General features: G+C 39.6%; 16 protein-coding genes and 1 riboswitch. Of the genes, 11 read left to right on the top strand and 5 right to left on the bottom strand.

Annotated features, from left to right (window positions below; genetic code table 11):
• Positions 1-121 precede the first annotated feature (121 nt).
• From AC6CH1_RS15655 to AC6CH1_RS15625, 7 genes are all read left to right on the top strand, one after another.
• Complete coding sequence (locus AC6CH1_RS15655) at positions 122-1,264, top strand: acyl-CoA dehydrogenase family protein (protein WP_498318383.1); 1,143 nt, start codon at positions 122-124, stop codon at positions 1,262-1,264.
• A gap of 22 nt (positions 1,265-1,286) precedes the next feature.
• Entirely contained in the window at positions 1,287-2,468 is a 1,182-nt protein-coding gene (locus AC6CH1_RS15650) for an acetyl-CoA C-acetyltransferase (protein WP_498318382.1), read from the top strand.
• Between the two features lie 463 nt (positions 2,469-2,931).
• Positions 2,932-4,164 carry a DEAD/DEAH box helicase gene (locus AC6CH1_RS15645; RefSeq protein ID WP_251690706.1) on the top strand — a complete coding sequence of 411 codons (1,233 nt, stop codon included), beginning with the start codon at positions 2,932-2,934 and terminating at the stop codon, positions 4,162-4,164.
• A 3-nt stretch (positions 4,165-4,167) separates the two neighbouring features.
• Positions 4,168-5,397, top strand: coding sequence for an aminopeptidase (locus AC6CH1_RS15640; RefSeq protein ID WP_498318380.1), 1,230 nt, complete (start codon positions 4,168-4,170; stop codon positions 5,395-5,397).
• Positions 5,398-5,418: 21 nt separating this feature from the next.
• Positions 5,419-6,282, top strand: coding sequence for an SGNH/GDSL hydrolase family protein (locus tag AC6CH1_RS15635; RefSeq protein ID WP_498318379.1), 864 nt, complete (start codon positions 5,419-5,421; stop codon positions 6,280-6,282).
• 144 nt (positions 6,283-6,426) lie between these two features.
• A complete protein-coding gene (locus AC6CH1_RS15630) occupies positions 6,427-7,590 on the top strand; it encodes an exonuclease SbcCD subunit D (RefSeq protein WP_498318378.1) in 1,164 nt (387 codons plus the stop codon).
• Between the two features lie 2 nt (positions 7,591-7,592).
• Entirely contained in the window at positions 7,593-10,646 is a 3,054-nt protein-coding gene (locus AC6CH1_RS15625) for an AAA family ATPase (protein WP_498318376.1), read from the top strand.
• Positions 10,647-10,695: 49 nt separating this feature from the next.
• Here the strand turns inward: AC6CH1_RS15625 and yxzF are convergent, their stop codons facing one another.
• Both yxzF and AC6CH1_RS15615 read right to left on the bottom strand, forming a co-directional pair.
• Positions 10,696-10,827, bottom strand: coding sequence for a small protein YxzF (gene yxzF / locus AC6CH1_RS15620; RefSeq protein WP_285848937.1), 132 nt, complete (start codon positions 10,825-10,827; stop codon positions 10,696-10,698).
• A 68-nt stretch (positions 10,828-10,895) separates the two neighbouring features.
• On the bottom strand, positions 10,896-11,228 hold the full coding sequence (locus AC6CH1_RS15615; RefSeq protein ID WP_251690701.1) for a magnetosome magnetite crystal formation protein family: 333 nt from the start codon (positions 11,226-11,228) through the stop codon (positions 10,896-10,898).
• A 115-nt stretch (positions 11,229-11,343) separates the two neighbouring features.
• Positions 11,344-11,452, top strand: a riboswitch (TPP riboswitch).
• Positions 11,453-11,582: 130 nt separating this feature from the next.
• Here AC6CH1_RS15615 and thiT point away from each other — a divergent pair.
• The 4 genes from thiT (at position 11,583) to AC6CH1_RS15595 (ending at position 14,738) form a co-directional block, all read left to right on the top strand.
• Positions 11,583-12,149 (top strand): energy-coupled thiamine transporter ThiT, encoded by a 567-nt coding sequence (gene thiT / locus AC6CH1_RS15610; protein ID WP_251690700.1) that lies wholly within the window; start codon positions 11,583-11,585, stop codon positions 12,147-12,149.
• A gap of 187 nt (positions 12,150-12,336) precedes the next feature.
• Positions 12,337-13,089: a type I methionyl aminopeptidase gene (gene map, locus AC6CH1_RS15605; protein WP_251690699.1), complete on the top strand. Its 753-nt coding sequence runs from the start codon at positions 12,337-12,339 to the stop codon at positions 13,087-13,089.
• A 172-nt stretch (positions 13,090-13,261) separates the two neighbouring features.
• On the top strand, positions 13,262-14,104 hold the full coding sequence (locus AC6CH1_RS15600; RefSeq protein WP_251690698.1) for a polyphosphate kinase 2 family protein: 843 nt from the start codon (positions 13,262-13,264) through the stop codon (positions 14,102-14,104).
• A 73-nt stretch (positions 14,105-14,177) separates the two neighbouring features.
• Positions 14,178-14,738, top strand: coding sequence for a GNAT family N-acetyltransferase (locus tag AC6CH1_RS15595; RefSeq protein ID WP_251690697.1), 561 nt, complete (start codon positions 14,178-14,180; stop codon positions 14,736-14,738).
• A gap of 61 nt (positions 14,739-14,799) precedes the next feature.
• Here AC6CH1_RS15595 and AC6CH1_RS15590 read toward each other — a convergent pair whose 3' ends face one another.
• The 3 genes from AC6CH1_RS15590 to AC6CH1_RS15580 form a co-directional block, all read right to left on the bottom strand.
• Positions 14,800-15,369 carry a beta-class carbonic anhydrase gene (locus AC6CH1_RS15590; RefSeq protein ID WP_251690696.1) on the bottom strand — a complete coding sequence of 190 codons (570 nt, stop codon included), beginning with the start codon at positions 15,367-15,369 and terminating at the stop codon, positions 14,800-14,802.
• Positions 15,370-15,533: 164 nt separating this feature from the next.
• Positions 15,534-15,734: a hypothetical protein gene (locus AC6CH1_RS15585; RefSeq protein WP_498318373.1), complete on the bottom strand. Its 201-nt coding sequence runs from the start codon at positions 15,732-15,734 to the stop codon at positions 15,534-15,536.
• A gap of 164 nt (positions 15,735-15,898) precedes the next feature.
• Entirely contained in the window at positions 15,899-17,134 is a 1,236-nt protein-coding gene (locus tag AC6CH1_RS15580) for an aminopeptidase (RefSeq protein WP_498318371.1), read from the bottom strand.
• Positions 17,135-17,224 lie beyond the last annotated feature (90 nt).

The following is a 17,224-nucleotide window of genomic DNA, read 5'->3' as shown; positions in this document are numbered from 1 at the left end:
ATTTTCCACTGAATTTCTGTATAGTGCAATAATATTTCTTATAAAAACATTGTTTCCGTTTTTTGTGCCTGTTAAAATTAAGATGTGATAATATTCAGAAAAAACAAAGGGGGGCGGGGAAATGGGTATTTATACTGAAGAGCATGAGATGTTTAGAAAAGCTTTACGCAAAATGCTGGATAAAGAGGCATATCCATATTTTGAACAATGGGAAAAGGATCGGGATATTCCACGTGAGTTTTGGCTGAAGCTTGGGGAGAATGGCTTTTTATGTCCAATGGTGAGTGAAGAGTATGGGGGGCTTGCACTGGATTTTGGCTATTCTGCTATATTAACGGAGGAACTTGAGCGTGTCGGTGCAGGGTTAGCAAGCGGGATTTCACTTCATTCCGATATTGTGACACCTTATATTGAAGCATACGGGACAACTGGACAAAAGGAGAAATGGCTTCCTAAAAGCGTTACAGGCGAGTACATTTCAGCTATTGCTATGACGGAACCGGGTGCAGGCTCTGATCTTGCAGGCATTCAAACGACCGCGAAAAAAGATGGCGATTTTTATATTTTAAATGGTGAAAAAACGTTTATTACGAATGGCATTCATGCAGATTATGTTGTTGTCGTTTGTAAAACAGATCCGCAGGCCACTCCGGCATATAAAGGTGTTAGTCTGCTTATTGTGGAAAATGGTACACCTGGTTTCAAGCGCGGGAAAAAACTCGATAAAATAGGAATGCACAGTGCAGATACAGGAGAGCTTATTTTTGAAGATGTACGTGTACCTGCAGAAAACTTATTAGGGGAAGAAAACAGGGGCTTCTATTATTTAATGGAAAAACTGCAGCAGGAAAGACTTATTGTCGCTATAGAAACACAAATCGAGGCTGAATGCTGCTTAAAACTGACAGTAGACTATGTAAAAGAACGAAAGGCATTCGGCAGCCGCATCGCCGATTTCCAAAATACTCAATTCAAGTTAGCGGAAATGGCGACTGAAATTGACCTTGGCCGTACATATGTCGATAGTTTAATTGCCAAACATATTGCAGGAGAAGATATCGTGAAGGAAGTATCGATGGCCAAATGGTGGATCAGTGAAATGGCCAAGCGTGTCGTATCAGATTGTCTGCAGCTGCACGGTGGTTACGGTTATATGGAGGAATATGAAATCGCAAGACGATATCGTGATATTCCGGTAGCAGCAATTTACGCAGGAACGACCGAAATCATGAAGGGGATTATCGCAAAGCAAATTATAAAATAGTACTTACAAAGGGGATGGAATAATGAAAAACGTATATATCGTAGACGGGGCACGTACAGCATTTACAGCTTTTGGAGGTTCTTTTGCAACAACAGATGCAGTACAGCTTGGTACAAAAACAGCAGTGGAAGCGTTAAATCGCGCAAACGTACAGCCTGAGCAAGTGGACCATGTCATTTACGGGGGTGTAATTACAACAGGTGAAAACTCGGCATATTTAGCCCGTCATATCGGCCTTTATGCAGGTGTACCAAAGGAAGTTCCAGCATTAACGTTAAACCGTCTTTGCGGATCGGGCATGCAATCTGTCGTTTCGGCGGCTCAGATGATTCAGCTAGGTGAAGGGGATGTTGTACTCGCTGGGGGAGCGGAAAATATGTCCCAATCGCCATATTCGAATTTCGAGCAACGCTTCAGCGGTTCAAAACTGGGCAACCTAGAGTTTACAGATATGCTCCAAGCGACATTAACTGACCAGTATACAGGTTCAGGGATGGGCTTGACAGCAGAAAAGCTTGCTGAACAATATACGATTTCCCGCGAGGAGCAAGATGCATTTGCACTTCTTTCAAACGAACGTGCAGCAAAAGCGCGTCAGGACGGCATCTTTGCGAAAGAGATTGTGCCGGTTGCTGTAGCTACGAGAAAAGGCGAGATTTTAATAGATCAGGATGAACATATTAAAGAAGGCGGTACACTGGAAAGCTTGGCAAAGTTACGCCCTGCATTTAAAAAGGACGGCTCAGTTACTGCTGCGAACGCTTCGGGAATTAACGACGGGGCAGCATCTGTCGTTGTCGCAAGTGAAGATTTTGTAAAGGAACAAGGGTTAAAGCCGTTAGCCCGCATCGTGTCATGGGGAATCGCTGGTGTAGATCCGACAATTATGGGAATCGGCCCGGCTCCGGCAATTCGTCAAGCATTGGAGCGTGCGAATTTAACAATTGAGGACATGGACTTAGTTGAAATTAATGAAGCATTTGCAGCCCAGTATATCGCAGTGGAAAAGGAACTTGGACTGGACCGTGAGAAAACGAATGTAAATGGTGGTGCAATTGCCCTCGGTCATCCGGTAGGTGCAAGTGGAACGAGAATCATCTTATCCGCTGCATACGAACTGCAACGACGCAACGGGAAGTATGCGGTAGCCAGTCTCTGTATCGGGGGCGGCCAGGGAATTGCTTTAATTATCGAGAGAGTTTAGAAACTAGGCGTGCCGGAAAGAGATTTCTGGCATGCTTTTTTGGTGTGAGAGAAATGAGGAGGTTATTAGAACTTCGGTGAACGCTTGAAGTTCATGGCGAGTTTTTTAGTTCAAATCGTGTGGAAAAGCATACGGTTTAAATTTTATTAGAACAATTATACGGGGTATTCGAAAATGTCGGAGCTTTATTAGAAAAAGGCTAGGTGATATTAGAACAAAGCGAACCGATAATAGCACAACGGACGGATATATTAGAACATCGCCATTTTATTAGAACAAATTAAAATATATTAGATGATTTCCGAATTTATTAGAAAAAGCCCCAGCTTCCATGCGCCATTTTTCATTTGACACATCGCCTCCTTTTTTCGCTGAAAAGCACTAACCGACATCCCGCCAAATTTCCGCATTAATAACCGAATATGGTACACTAAAGCCAACGAATAAAAGGTGGTAAAACAATATGTCAGCAATTAGCTTATTAAACGAAACACTTCAAAATAAATGGTCGTTTGAAACGACAATGAAAATACAAGAGGAAATGATTCCTGCGATGGTTGAAGGAAAAGATATCGTAGCAGAATCACCGACAGGTTCAGGTAAAACATTAGCCTACACATTACCGATTTTAAATAAAGTAGACGGTAATAAGAAACAAACTCAGGCATTGATCGTTGCACCTTCACAGGAGCTTGCGATGCAGATCGTTGAAGTAATCCGTGACTGGACAGCAGGAACAGACATCACTGTGCAGCAACTAATCGGTGGTGCGAACTCGGCACGCCAAATCGAAAAATTAAAGAAAAAGCCAACAATTGTTGTCGGGACACCAGGTCGTCTCAATGAATTGGCACGCCAAGGTAAATTAAAACTAAAAGAAATCGAAACAATCGTTTTGGATGAATGCGATCAGCTTCTTAGCCGCGAGTACCGTGTAGTCGTAAAATCATTTATCGAAAATGCTGCTTTTGGCCGTCAAGTCGTTGTCGTATCGGCTACGATTACAGAAGAGATCAAGCTTGTAGCAGAACGCTTAATGTTCGAACCGGTCAGCATCGAAATAAAGCCGGAAGATATGGTGAAGTTCGGCAAAGTTGTCCACTCTTTTGTAAAAGTAGATGAGCGGGACAAAACCGATATGCTTCGTCGATTAGCAAATATTGAAGGATTGCGCGGATTGGCATTTGTTAATAACATCGACCAAGTACTAATGAAACAGAACAAGCTGGAATACCGTGATGCGCCGATTGTAGCACTTCATTCAGATATGAAAAAAGATGAGCGTAAAAAAGCGCTGGATGCATTCCGAAAAGGGGAAGCACGCATTTTAATTGCGACAGATATTGCAGCACGAGGTTTAGATATTTCAGGTTTAACACATGTTATTCATGTTGATGTACCAAGAACAATTGAGCAGTATACACACCGCTCTGGGCGTACAGGACGTGCCGGTGCAGACGGAGAAGTACTGACATTACTATCGTACAAAGACGAAAAGACATTCAAAAAATGGTTGCGCGATCTTTCCTTAAAAGGTGTTCAAAAAGTATGGACTCAAGGACAACTTGTCGAGGGGAATGCAAAGACCGTAACATCAAAAGCGGCACCTGCAGCGAACAAAGCAACAGAGAAAAAGCCGTATCAAGCAAAGTCCAATAAAAAAGGCATGACTTTTAGTAAGAAAAAGGAGAAATAATTCATGACATTCCAAGAGAAGTTAGAGCAATTTGCAGATTTAGCTGTTCGAATCGGAGTAAATATTCAAAAAGGCCAATATTTATTAATTAACACATCTACGGATACGCTGGACTTTACACGTATTGTTGTAAAAAAAGCATATGAAGCAGGCGCAAGCCGTGTTCATGTAAACTTAACTGATGCCAGCTTTGAGCGTGCTTATTATGAGAATGTTACGGTGGAAGAAACAGCTAATTTCCCGAAATGGGTTGTTGCACAACGTGAAGAATTAATTGAACGTAAAGGTGCACTACTTTGGATCGATGCAGAAAATCCAGATTTACTGGCAGGTATTGACTCAGAAAAAATCGGAGCACAGCAAAAAGCAGCTGGTGCAGCATTAGTTAATTACCGTAAAGCTGTTATGAATGATGATATTGCATGGTCAATTATTGCTGTTCCTTCCCCGAAATGGGCGGCAAAAGTATTCCCTGATTTACAGGAACAAGAGCAAGTTCCTGCATTATGGGATGCAATTTTCAAAACAGTGCGTATTGGTGAAGGGGATGCAGTAGCAAACTGGCAAACTCATATTGAAAATTTACACGCACGTGCAGATCAGCTGAATAAGAAAAAGTATGCGAAGCTTCATTACACGGCACCTGGTACAGACTTGACGATTGAACTTCCGGACAAACATTTGTGGAAAAGCGGAAGCAGCGAAGCACCTGATGGCACGACATTCATCGCGAATATGCCGACAGAAGAAGTCTTTACACTGCCTGCAAAGTATGGTGTAAACGGCTATGTATCAAATACGAAGCCACTTGTTTATAAAGGTAATATTATTGATGATTTCAAGCTGACTTTTGAAAAAGGGAAGATTGTGAACGTTGAGGCAAAAGTAGGTCAGGACTTATTACAGCAGTTAGTTGCTTCTGATGAAGGGTCTTCATATCTGGGAGAAGTGGCATTAGTACCGCATGAATCACCTATTTCTTCATCAAATATTTTATATTACAACACATTATTCGATGAAAATGCCTCTAATCATTTAGCAATCGGTGAAGCATATCCGACGTGCTATGAAGGTGGTAAGGAACTTGAAAAGGGCCAACTGGAAGCACTGGGCATTAATACATCGATCACACATGAAGATTTCATGATCGGCAGTGCGGAAATGGATATTGACGGAATTCTGACAGATGGCACAACAGAACCGATTTTCAGAAAAGGTAATTGGGCATTCTAACAATTGAAGTGGGGTGAATAAATGCGAAAAATAATATTTAGTCTTATTTTTTGTATTGTTCTGTTTCCAACGGCAGCATTGGCCAATGAACGGGAAGTTTATATTGCACTTGGCGACTCTTTGGCAGCAGGGCAAACACCTTACAGTCAAATTGATGCAGGTTATACGGATTACATTGCTTTACAGCTGGAGAGACATGGTAAGCTCGGGCATTTTTCTAAAGAGCTTACTTTCCCCGGTTACCGTGTTGGAAATGTGATCGAAACCGTTCAGTCTGAAAAGGCTGAACCATTGCTAAGTGAAGCAACATTAATCACACTTTCAGCCGGAGCGAATAATTTACTGCCGCTTATTACACATAACCCGCAACAGGGAACACTCGCTTTTAGTCAGCTTAATACGAATTTCGCGTTAAATGAAGTGCGTACCCAAATGGGAGAGCTGCTTTCGTTAATTAATGAAAAGGCACCGAAAGCGGCAGTTTATGTACTTGGCTATTATTTTCCTTATGTAAGTGTTCATAAAGAACAGGCAGATGGAGCAGTAGAGGCGGTACAGCTATTAAATACGATACTGAAGCAGGAAACTGAAGCAGCAGGTTATATATTTGTAGATGTTTATGAAGCATTTGAACAGCAGCGCACAACATATTTGCCAAATGTGGCGGATGTGCATCCAAACCAGCTAGGGTACCGTATTATGGCTAATGAAATGTTGAAAAATTATAACGGGAATGAAGCACTCATTTTGCCGATCGATGCAATGCCGGCCCCAAACCCGAAAACATTTGAAGAAATACTTCAGCTGCAAAGGGAGTTAGCGGTAGAAGAAGTACCATATATCGCGCTGCATACGCTGGATCAACCGATACCGATATTTGTATAAAAAAAGCATTCCATCAAAAATCTTTTGAAGGAATGTTTTTTTGTTCAATTACTCACTCACAACGTGCGAACGAATATTCGTACGATGTGGTTTTTTTATTTTCCCTCATGTACACTTATAGTTATAAGATAGGAGGCGGTATTCATGAAAATTTTTCACACAGCAGATTGGCATTTAGGAAAAATAGTACAAGGTGTATCGATGACGAAAGACCAGCAATTTGTGCTTGAACAGTTTATCGAAGAAATTAGAAAAGAAAAGCCGGATGTCATCATTATTGCCGGAGATTTGTATGATCGGTCAGTACCACCGACAGATGCGATCCAACTATTAAATAAAACGTTGAAAGAAATTTTAGTCGATGAAAAAACACCGATTTTAGCAATCGCTGGAAATCATGATAGCGCTACACGTTTAAATTTTGGCAGTGAATTTATGAAGGCGAGCGGTTTACATATCGTCGGTCATTTAGAAAAGAATATCGAACCAGTTATTATGCATGATGAGTATGGGGAAGTTCATTTTTATTTAGTACCTTTTGCAGAGCCGTCAATTGTACGGGCAGTATTTGATGATCAATCCATTACATCGCATGAAGCGGCGATGGCGAAAATCATTGAACAGATTAAACAAACAATGGATTATACGAAACGCAATATTATAATCGGTCATGCCTTCATTACAAAAGACGGGATGCCGGAGCCGAATACAAGTGATTCTGAACGCAAATTGACGATTGGCGGGACGGAATGTATCAGCTCAGCATTATTCGAACCGTTCTGTTATACAGCGTTAGGACATTTACATCAGGCGCACTTTGTTGCAAGCGAGAAAATTCAATATTCCGGATCACCACTTAAGTATTCAGAATCTGAAGTGACACATAAAAAAGGATTTTTGGTTGTTGATTTAAAAGAAGACGGATCAGTGGCGATTGAAAAAAGGATGCTTACACCAGTACGGGATATGCGTGTCGTAACGGGAATGCTTGAGGATATATTGCAGCATAAAGTAAACGACGATTATGTATTTGTTAAATTGCAGGATGAACATTATGTAAAAGGTGCTGCCGAACTTGTCCGCACTGTTTATCCGAATGCTTTGCATATTGAACGAACGATTGTGTATGCACAGCTTGAACAGCATGCGACAACTATGAACCGAGTTCAAATGGATGATTCGGAGCTGTTTGAACTATTTTACACGGAAATGACAGGCAAGCCTTTAAGTGATGAAATAAAAGAAATTTATACTGATGTATTAGAGCAGCTAATTGAAAATGAACGTGAAAAACAGGAGGTGCTGTAACGATGAAGCCAATAAAATTATCGATGACAGCATTTGGACCATATCATCAAAAAGAAGTCATTGATTTTACTAAACTCCATGAACATGGAATTTTTGTCGTTTCCGGTGCAACGGGCGCGGGAAAAACGACTATTTTTGATGCGATTACGTTTGCACTTTATGATTCTGGAAGTGGAGAGGATCGGGAAAAGTCGCTGTTTTTGCGCAGTGATTTTGCGGATGAAACTGTTGATACGGAAGTCGAACTAGAATTTGAAGTACGGGGTCGCCTTTACCGTATTTGGCGGAAATTTGGTCATGACGGAGCAAGTGCAAAGCGCGAGTTTTTTGAAATTACGGATGGGGTCATTGTGCCCGCTGTGGAGAAGTTTCAAGTGAAGCTCATTCAGTCGAAAGTTGAAGAACTGATCGGCTTAACACAGTCCCAGTTCAATCAGATCGTCATGTTGCCGCAAGGAGAATTTCAAAAGCTCCTCACTTCGGAATCAAAGCATAAAGAAGAGATTTTCCGGAAAATTTTCAAAACGGAACGCTTTACGAAAATGGTGGAACTGCTTAAAGAGAAAAAGAATATTGCTGAAAAGAATTATGAACAAGCAAAGATGCAGCAGGACAATACAATTCATGAAATTCGGTCCCGACTTCCGCAAAGAGAATCGGAATTGTTTTCAACGTTGAACAATGATGTCATTAATCTGTATCAAGTAAAGAGTGCCTTGCTGACAGAACAGCAATATTATGAGGGTCAATGTACTGCTTTAAAAGGTGAATATGATGCATCGAAAAAGGAATTACAAAAGTTAGTTAAAACATTAAATGAACAAAGACTGTTAAATGAACGGATTGAAAAGTTTTTAATTCGGAAAGCGCGGCTCGAAGAATTATTGCAACAAAAAGATAAAATACAAGCGGAACAGCAGAAACTTATACTTGCCAAAAAGGCTAATCAAATAGAACCATTAGAACGTGAATATGATAAGGTGAAACGGCAGCTTGAACAAGCGGAAGTCTCCTTACAAAAAGCAAAGACTGACTATGAACGTGCACAAGAACAACTTCAGCAGGCGACAAATCATTATCAGGAGCAAAAACAGCAAGAACCATTGTTGGATAACTATACGAAATCGATTTCGCAGCTTGAGCAGCTTGTCCCGATTTATCAATCGATTAATACACAGCGGGAAAAGGTGGCAAAGCTAGCAGAAAACCAAAAAAATGCCAAGCAATTATTTGATAAGCTGCAAAACGAAGCATTCTCTTTAAAAGAAAAACAACAGCAGCAGCAAGCCATTATAAATGAGCTGGAAGATGCGACCATTACATACCATGAAACGTATGAAGCACATGCTGCATTAGCGCGGAAAATTGAAATGGTAAAAGAAGTGGCTACAATACAAATAAATGTCGAAACTTTAGCGAAACAGCTTGCTGATAAGAAACAAGTTGCTGATGAAGCACAACAGAAGCTGCAAAATATGGAGCAGCAAATACGCAGCAACCAGGCAGCCTTTCTTGCAGCATCACTACAGCACGGGGCAGCATGTCCTGTATGTGGAAGCACAGAGCACCCAGCCATTCATAACAGCGAAGCAGTTGTAATTGATGACAATGCATTGGCACAGCTGCGTCATGAAGGAGATCGGGCGATGCAAAGCTTTTACCAGGTCAATTCGAAATTTGATGTGGAAAAGGCAACATTGGAACAAAAAAGAAGTGCGCTTCAGTTACTTGACGCTGAGCTTTCACAATTACATGAGTATGAACAGCAATTGGCCGTACTGACTGCGCAGTTGACAAAGCAAAAACAGCAGCAGGCACAGCTTATCAATGAAAAGAAAACGATGGCACGGCTTTCAGAAAATAAAGAAGTGCTGCAAGGGCGCATTGAAAAAGGGCAGCAATATGTAATCGATATTGATAAACAATATGCGCAGGAAAAAGGGAAGCTTGAGCAAAGTGAGCAGTCATTATTGCCTCAGTTTTCTAGATTGGATGAAGTAACACAAGAATTGGCAAGCCAGCAGCAAAAACATCGCCATTTGAAACTTGCAATTCAAAATGCACTTGAAGCGATGCAAAAAATCCAATTGGATGAAAAATCTTGTGAAGTAAACCATCTCCATGCGAAAAATCTTGTAACAGAAAAACAGCAGGAATCTCTTTTAGCGCAAAAAGCATTTGAATCAGCATTGGAGCAGGAAGGTTTCGACTTGGAAACGTATAAGACTGCGTTACTGCCTTTAAATGTACAGCAGCAAATTCAGGATGCGGTTGAAGCGTACAAACAAAGTGTTCATACATTATCTGTTCAAATTGCTGAGGAAGAACCTTTGCTCGAAGGAAAAGAACGAGCTGATTTAACGGCATGTGAGCAACTGATTCATGAGCTGAATGAGCAGATCGAGGCACAGTACTCGAAAATGACATTGATCCAGTCCTATGTGGAGCAATGTGAGGAGACGCGCGATAAACTTGACCAATCCGCACAGCAGATTGAAAGCTATAAAGCGAAACTGATGCAAGTCGAACATGTTTATAATTTAATTCGCGGTCAAAATGATGCGAAGATTTCATTTGAGCGGTTTGTACAAATCGGCTATTTGGAAAAAGTGACGCATGCGGCAAATGAACGTTTGCGTGTCTTATCAAATGGCCAATACTTCCTGAAATCTACAGGAAGGAAAGAAGGAAATGCCCAAAGCGGACTCAGCATCGATGTATATGACAGTCATACAGGGCAAACGCGGGATGTAAAAACACTGTCCGGTGGTGAAAAATTCAATGCCTCACTTTCATTAGCTTTAGGAATGGCCGATGTTATTCAAAGTGTTCAAGGAAGTGTGCATATCGATACGATGTTTATTGATGAAGGATTCGGTACTTTGGATGAGGAAGCGTTAAGAAGAGCAATCGATATATTGATTGATCTTCAGCAAACAGGGCGCTTAATCGGCGTCATTTCCCATGTGGCCGAATTAAAAGCAGCAATGCCGGCTATTTTGCAAGTGCAAAAGCTAAAAGAAGGCTACAGTAAAACTGAGATTATTATTAAGTAAGAAAAAAACACATTTCCCTCCAGTTAAAGTGGGAAATGTGTTTTTTGCGTCAACGTTTTGGAGTTCGTCGTGAAGTTGCTGGTTGGGGTGTAGTTTTTTTGTTGTCCATCATTTTTTTTATGATTGGATACACGATTGGTCCATATTTAATTGCTGTTTTAATGAGTTTTTTTAATTTCATTAGTAAACACTCCTTAACGAATACATTTCGTATAAAAAATATACCCAAAGATGGAGCATTCATAAACATTAACGTAAAACTTTAATCGCTTGAGCTAAATTCCATATCGCCAGGATAAACGTAATAACAACTAAAAAAATAAATCCGATAAAATGCGAACTAATAAAAAAATCCTGAATGCTCAAGGTTAAAGTGTCATTCCAGGAAAGAACGGAAGTGAAAAAGTAAATCATATAAAAAATCCCTAACAGTATCGGTATGAGTTGGGTAATAAAAGCTTTTTTAGAATGTCCTTTAACGGCATCATCTTTCGTAACAATAAATATAATTAACGGTAAAATAAACGGTGCAAAATAAAAGCTCAAATAGCTCAGTGCACTTAAACCTTTCGATTGATCCATTATTTATCACTCCTTCGTATCTAGTATATGTAATTCTATTACGTTTCAAAATAATAGCTGTTGAAAGTTTTAAAAATATTCGTTACAATGAGCATGTTCAAACAATAAAAATTAGATGTACCACAAGGGGTGCCGAGAAAGTCGGCTGAGATTGTGCACGGGATTGCACTGACTCTTTGAACCTGTAAGTTAGCACTTGCGTAGGGATGTGGATAGAATCCGACTGTTCAAACGATAGTCAGGCTTTTGTCCTGATTATCGTTTTTTACTTTTTCTAAATACCTAGAAGAAGTAAAAGTTCCATTCTATCCCTCTTCACTTTTGTTACATCGGATAAAAGAAAGGGGCATTGTTATGGACAGAAAGAAATTATTGATGATGGTGGAGATAGCGATATTTGCTGCCATCGGACTTGTGTTGGATCAAGTATCATTTAAAATGTGGGCACAAGGCGGGTCAATCAGCTTTGTTATGGTGCCGATCATGTTAATGGCCATTCGTTGGGGATTAACAGCAGGACTTGCAACAGGCTTGCTGATCGGCGTGATGCAAATGATGTTCGGTGCATACATTGTACACTGGCTTCAGGCTATTTTAGATTACGGTCTTGCATTTACAGTAGTAGGGTTAGCGGCAATTGTAAGAAAGCCGTTATTAGAGGCTGCACAATCTCTCAATAAAGTGAAAATGGCATTTTATATCGTCATTGGGGCACTTATAGGTGGTGCTTTAAGATTTGTATCGCACTTGCTTGCAGGTGTCGTATTCTTTAAAGAATATGCTGGCGATGATAATGTATGGGCCTATTCAATTATCTACAACAGTACTTATATGGTACCTGCTACTATACTTACGGCAATTATCGCAGTTGTTTTATTCACATCTGCACCTCGTTTACTGCAAAAAGTAAAAACAACATAACGAATAGAAAACTCAAAGCTTGCAGTGAGGAATACTTTTCCTGCTGCAAGTTTTTTCATATTAATAGTAGAAAGTTGTACTAAATTAGTAATTAAACGGCAAATTTTAAAATCCTTGAACAATTACAACCGATTTTAAGTATGCTATAGTTAAGGATAGACATTGTTTAAGAGGAAGGAAGTTACACATGATTGTTACTACTCAAGAAGAAATCCAGGCGTTTAAAAAAATTGGACGCATTTGTGCTGAAATTCGTGAGGCGATGAAAGCTGCGACAGTACCTGGCGTGACAACGAAAGAATTAGATGAAATTGCAGGCCGTATGTTTGCGGAAGCAGGCGCGGTTTCGGGTCCTAAAGGTGAATACGATTTTCCGGGATATACATGCATTTCAGTAAATCACGAAGTTGCACATGGTATTCCAGGTAACAAGGTTATTCAGGAAGGCGATATCGTAAACATTGATGTTTCGGGCTCTTTAAACGGGTATTTTGCAGATACAGGTATTTCATTTGTTGTTGGTGAAGGTTATGAAGATAAAGAAAAACTTTGCACTGTAGCAAAATCAGCATTTGATCGTGCAATGACAAAGGTGAAAGCAGGTTCAAAATTAAATCAAATCGGTAAAGCAGTAGAGCGTGAAGCACGTGATCACGGGTTGACAGTAATTATGAACTTAACAGGTCATGGCTTAGGTAAATCATTACACGAAGAGCCAAACCATGTATTGAACTATTATGATGCTTGGGATACAACAATCATGAAAGAAGGCATGGTGTTGGCAGTAGAGCCGTTTATTTCGGCGAAGGCTGAGCATATCGTAGAATCAGGTGACGGCTGGACATTCATTACACCGGACAAATCATTAGTTGCCCAAATCGAACACTCGATTATCGTAACTAAAGACAAACCGATTATTTTAACAACATTAGAAGATTAAGTTATAAACGTGGGTGCATATATAAGTGCGCCCGCTTTTTTTTGTTCTATCAAAACAAGGCTTCAACATAAAATAATCAAACGATTCAAATAAATGACTGCAACAATTACCAATTCCATACACTTTCAAGTAAAATATACATAAATAACCGGAGTAGGGGAGGCAGCACTATTTGAAAAAGCTAAAAGATATGGATTTATCGCAAAAACTGGAGAAAGAGGTCTATAAGAAGCAATTGAAAGCTTTACAATACGAAATGCTAAACGCCCAGCAATTTTTATTCAACAATAAAATAGGCCTTATTATTGCATTTGAAGGTATGGATGCAGCGGGCAAAGGGGGAGCGATCAAGCGCCTAACTGAACGTATCGATCCGCGCGGGTTAATGGTATGGCCCATCTCAGCCCCGCAGCCCCATGAAATGCGGTATCATTATATGCAACGTTTCTGGAGAAAGTTGCCGCAGCATGGCCAAATCGCAATTTTCGACCGTTCCTGGTATGGGCGGGTACTTGTGGAGCGCATAGAAGGATTTGCTGAAGAGACAGAGTGGAAACGCGCTTATGAAGAAATTAATAGCTTTGAGAAACAATTGACAGATGAAGATTATATAATGATTAAATTTTGGATCCATATCGATTCCGATGAACAACTTAAACGTTTTAATGAAAGAGCAGCCGATCCGTATAAATCATGGAAATTGACGGCTGAAGATTGGCGGAATCGTGATAAATTTGATTTATATTGTGAGGCAGCCGATGAAATGTTCGAAAAAACCAATTCGGAAGACGCCCCTTGGCACTTAATAGCAGGGAACGACAAAAACTATGCACGTGTTCAAGTACTAAAAGAAACAGTTGCCCATATAGAAAAAGAAGTTACAAAACGGGGCATGAAGCTTACGAATATTTTCGAAAAAGGTAATGAAACAGCTCCAGATAAAGAAAAAACGGAATTTATAGATATAAAGCCAAAGCCTGTAAAATCAAAAAAGAAAAAGTTGAAAAAACGGTAGGCGAGCTTTGAAATGAAATGAAGGTGGTTCAATGAAAAGCTTATTCAAGCTATTTCACAAGAAGGAGGGTCCAATGGTTCAACTTATTGGGCAACAATGTTCGCTTCGCACATTCACCCCGTCCGATGCGAAAGGGTTGGCAAAATTACTAAGAGACAATAAAATGTATTGGTCCGAATTTGAACCATTACATCGAGATGAATTTTATACGGAACAAGTACAGTATAATAAAATTTTGGAAAGCATACATTTGCTGCAAACAAACCGTGAATTTTCTTTCGGGATTTTTTACAATGCAACAGGTCAATTAATCGGACATATTTCACTCTACTCAATTAAACGTTTACCTTATTCAAGTGGTTTTATCGGCTATTCAATGGATGAGAATTTCACAGGTAAAGGAATTGTTACAGAAGCGGTACGTATAGTAATGGAATTCGCTTTTATTACATTAAATCTTCACCGAATAGAGGCATATGTTGCACCACAAAATTCAGCTTCGATTCGTGTATTGGAAAAATCGGGTTTTACAAGAGAAGGATTATTGCGAGAGCTTTTGTATATAAACGGTAAATGGGTCGACCATTATATGTACGCCATTTTGCAGCGGGAACATAAAGGGACGACAATATAAAAAAGCGACAGTGCTCACTCCAGTAGTTAATTGAAGGGCACTGTCGCTTATTATTTAAATTTTATTTTTGGTCAACTGTGCCGTCCGTTACTAAATCCAGCTTTCCTGTTGCAGGGTCGATAATAAGACCATGTACAGGAACACCTTTTGGCATTAGTGGATGTGTTCTAACTAAATCAACACTTTTTAATACACTTGTTTCAACATCCCCAAAACCGCATAACCATTCTTTTAAATCAAATCGAGCGTAATTGATGACATCAATCGTTTCCTGTTTAACCCCTCGTTCAAGCATATGACCGATCATTACGTTCGGATCAACTGCACTCATCCCGCAGTCGTAGTGGCCGATAATATAGACTTCATCTGCCTGTAATTCATAAACTGCTACAAGTAAGCTACGCATAATCCCTCCGAACGGGTGATTTACGATTGCCCCTGCACTTTTTACAACTTTTACATCCCCATTGCGCAAATTCATTGCTTTTGGTAGTAATTCAACTAAACGTGTATCCATACAAGTTAAAACAACAATTTTTTTATCAGGATATTTTGTTGTAGCATACTGCTCATATTGTTTTTCATCTACGAATTTTCCGTTAAACTCTAAAATTGTTTGTAATGCAGACATTTGTTCTTCAAACCCCTTTCGATTCTATTATATTTTAAAATATTTTTTAGATAATTCAAACAAATGCGCATTAATAAAGTTAAATTTCTACTAAATAGAGAGAAGTATAGCAAAAATCCGCTACCCACAAAAAACAACCACCCTAAGAGTGGTTGTAAAAAACTTTAATGATAATGGTGGCCATCCAATGATTTTTCGTTTGGCGCAAATGCGTTTGCCTTTGAATCTACTATAACAGAGTCGTGTGATTGTAAACCAATACGTAAGTACATAATAAACATAAATAAGAATACAAGAAGTATTACCGTAAATCCTAACACTACCGTATAAAAGTCAGATAAGAACGGATAATGGTGATCAAACATTATAAAAACTCCTCTCTATTTTAGTGATAACAATCATTAACCAATTATAACCTAATAAATTGGAACATTGTAGGGTAATTTATTTAGTTAATGTAGAAAAAATTGTAAATATGGCGACATCTTGAAATTTTATTTATCTGTAAAAGAAGGATGCGATACAGCTGTTAAAATGCCCAATTCCCATTACGGAAAACCGCTTCAACTTGTCCATCTGCTGTAATTCCGTCAATATTCATCTGTCCAGAGCCGATCATGAAGTCGACATGTGTAATACTTTCATTTAAACCGTTAGCTTTTAACTCATCACGAGACATTGACTTTCCTCCTTCGATACAAAATGCATAGGCGCTGCCGATTGCCAAATGGTTTGATGCATTTTCATCGAATAATGTATTGTAAAATAAAATATTCGACTGTGAAATTGGAGAATGGAATGGAACAAGTGCCACTTCCCCTAAATAATGTGAGCCCTCATCTGTAGCAACAAGATTTTTTAACACTTCTTCACCTTGCTCGGCCTCTACTTTAACAATGCGCCCATTTTCAAATGTGAGTGTGAAGTTATCGATAATATTACCGCCATAGCTTAATGGTTTTGTACTAGACACATACCCGTTTACACCATCTTTATGCGGTACTGTGAAAACTTCTTCAGTCGGCATATTTGCCATGAACTCTTCGCCTTTTTCATTGACGCTGCCTGCTCCACACCATAAATGTCCTTTAGGAAGCTCGATCGTCAAGTCCGTCCCAGGTGCTGTATAATGCAATTTCGCATAATTTTTATTGTTTAAGTAATCAACTTTTTCATGCAAGTTGTCATTATGCTGTGCCCAAGCTTCTACCGGGTTATCCAAATCCGCACGTGTCGCTTTAAAGATGGCATCCCATAATGCATCTACCTGCTTTTCTTCCGGTAAATCCGGGAATACTTTGCGAGCCCATTGTTTTGATGGAGCTGCAATAACAGTCCAGCTAATTTTATCCGACTGAACATATTGACGGTACTTGTTTAATGCAGTGCCTGAAGCCTTCTGGAATGCTGCAATTCGTTTTGAATCAATCCCCGACAGTAAATCCGGACTTTGAGATACGATGCTCATAAATGCCGCTCCTTCTTCAGCAAGCCATTCACGCTCCTGTACTTTCCATGGCGGAAAGAAATCGAAAGAATCTTCAGATGCCAACTCATAACGAGTACGTGTAATTTGATCATCTGTATAATCTACAAAAACTTGTTTAGCGCCAACTTCATAAGCGATTTTTGTCACTACTTGTACAAAAGGTGCCGATTCGATAGAAGCTGCAATATACAAATATTGATTTGGTTGAATATTAACCCCGATTTTTACTGCCAGTTCTGCGTATTTCGTCAAATTTGCTTCGAACATAGAATTCATTGATTCATTCCTCCAATAATTATCTTAAAAATTAGTTAATTCCCAACGCATTAATAGTCATATTCAAGCTTAGAAAAGAACAATAATGTG

Source organism: Solibacillus sp. GQ1 (assembly GCF_059758555.1).
This window is presented reverse-complemented; position numbering and strand designations above follow the sequence as displayed.